Raw genomic sequence first — 2,500 nt, 5'->3', positions numbered from 1 at the left:
GATTAGCTCAGCTGGCTAGAGCGCCTGCCTTGCACGCAGGAGGTCATCGGTTCGACTCCGATATTCTCCACGATTCTGTATTATTACAGAAAGAAGTTCATTGACATATTGAAAAAAGATACATAAAAATAAACCTTTATGATTACGTAAGTAATTATGAAGTTAAAAATAATAATTCGTAGTTAATTAGAGTTTACGAGCTCAATAATTAATTACAAACTCATTAAAAGACAAAAGTACAATAAGCTAAATAAGGGCGTATGGGGAATGCCTTGGCTCTCAGAGGCGATGAAGGACGTGATAAGCTGCGAAAAGCTACGGGGATTGGCACATACAAATTGATCCGTAGATATCCGAATGGGGCAACCCGGTATATTGAAGATATATCATGCCGTAAGGCAAGCAAACCCGGAGAACTGAAACATCTAAGTACCCGGAGGAGAAGAAAACAAAAGTGATTCCGTAAGTAGTGGCGAGCGAACGCGGATTAGCCCAAACCAATATTGTTACGGCAATATTGGGGTTGTAGGACCACGATATTAGAAGCATGATGAATTAGAATTGTTTGGAAAGACAAGCCGTAGACGGTGATAGCCCGGTATAAGTAAAGATTGTGGATATAGTGGTATCCTGAGTAGTGCGGGACACGTGTAATCCTGTATGAATTTGGCGGGACCATCCGTTAAGGCTAAATACTCCTGAGAGACCGATAGTGAACTAGTACCGTGAGGGAAAGGTGAAAAGAACCCTGAATAAGGGAGTGAAAAAGATCCTGAAACCATACGCTTACAAGCGGTCGGAGCCCTTTGGGGTGACGGCGTGCCTTTTGCATAATGAGCCTACGAGTTACCGTTGCTAGCAAGGTTAAGTGATTAAGTCACGGATCCGTAGCGAAAGCGAGTCTGAATAGGGCGCTTTAGTTAGTAGTGGTAGACGCGAAACCGTGTGATCTACCCATGGGCAGGGTGAAGCTGTGGTAACACACAGTGGAGGCCCGAACCGGTTGACGTTGAAAAGTCTTCGGATGACCTGTGGGTAGGGGTGAAAGGCCAATCAAACTCGGAAATAGCTCGTACTCCCCGAAATGCATTTAGGTGCAGCGTTGATTTATAGTTTTATAGAGGTAGAGCTACTGATTGGATGCGGGGGCTTCACCGCCTACCAATTCCTGACAAACTCCGAATGCTATAAAATGTTAATCAGCAGTGAGGGCATGGGTGCTAAGGTCCATGTCCGAGAGGGAAAGAACCCAGACCATCAGCTAAGGTCCCCAAATATATGTTAAGTTGAATAAACGAGGTTGAACTGCTTAGACAGCTAGGATGTTGGCTTGGAAGCAGCCATTCATTTAAAGAGTGCGTAACAGCTCACTAGTCGAGCGGTTCGGCATGGATAATAATCGGGCATAAACATATTACCGAAGCTATGGATTTATAATTTATTATAAGTGGTAGGGGAGCATTGTAGTGTCGTCGAAGGTGTTCTGTGAGGGATGCTGGAGAAGCTACAAAAGAAAATGTAGGCATAAGTAACGATAATGCGGGCGAGAAACCCGCACACCGAAAGACTAAGGTTTCCTCAGCTATGCTAATCAGCTGAGGGTTAGTCGGGACCTAACGCGAACCCGAAAGGGGAAGTGGATGGACAACAGATTAATATTTCTGTACCTGCTCTCATTAAAAGTGACGGAGGCGAAAAGTTAGTGCGTACTGACGGAATAGTACGTTGAAGCGAGTGGTAACACCGCGATAGTACACTGAGACTACGGTCAAGGTGATAATCTAGCAAATCGACTTCCAAGAAAAGCGAGAGAAGCAGCCCGTACCCTAAACCGACACAGGTAGTTGGGATGAGAATTCTAAGGTGCTCGAGAGATTCATGGTTAAGGAACTAGGCAAAATTGACCCGTAACTTCGGGAGAAGGGTCGCCCACAGTAATGTGGGCCGCAGTGAAAAGGTCCAGGCGACTGTTTATCAAAAACACAGGGCTCTGCTAAATCGAAAGATGATGTATAGGGCCTGACACCTGCCCGGTGCTGGAAGGTTAAGTGGAGGGTTTAGAAGTTTACTTCGAAGATCTGAAATGAAGCCCCAGTAAACGGCGGCCGTAACTATAACGGTCCTAAGGTAGCGAAATTCCTTGTCGGGTAAGTTCCGACCTGCACGAATGGTGTAACGATCTGGACACTGTCTCAACCATGAGCTCGGTGAAATTGTAGTATCGGTGAAGATGCCGATTACCCGCTGTGGGACGAAAAGACCCCGTGCACCTTTACTATAGCTTAGTATTGGTTTTGGATAAGTAATGTGTAGGATAGGTGGGAGACTATGAAGTGGCGTCGCTAGGCGTTGTGGAGTCATTGTTGAAATACCACCCTTTGCTTATCTAGAGTCTAACCTTCAATGAAGGGACAGTGCTTGGTGGGTAGTTTGACTGGGGTGGTCGCCTCCAAAAGAGTAACGGAGGCTTCTAAAGGTTCCCTCAGCACGCTTGGTAACC

1 tRNA gene and 1 rRNA gene (both cut by a window edge) are annotated in these 2,500 nt (G+C 45.8%); both read left to right on the top strand.

Going from position 1 to position 2,500, the window contains the following annotated elements:
* Positions 1 to 70, top strand: a tRNA-Ala gene (locus ACU4C5_RS00140); it begins 4 nt to the left of the window's first position.
* 169 nt (positions 71 to 239) lie between these two features.
* Positions 240 to 2,500 (top strand): 23S ribosomal RNA (locus ACU4C5_RS00135) (it continues 572 nt past the right edge of the window).

The sequence above is a fragment of the Lacinutrix undariae genome (genome assembly GCF_052934785.1).
The sequence above is the reverse complement of the archived record's forward strand: the minus strand, read 5'-3'. Positions and strand labels throughout refer to the sequence as shown.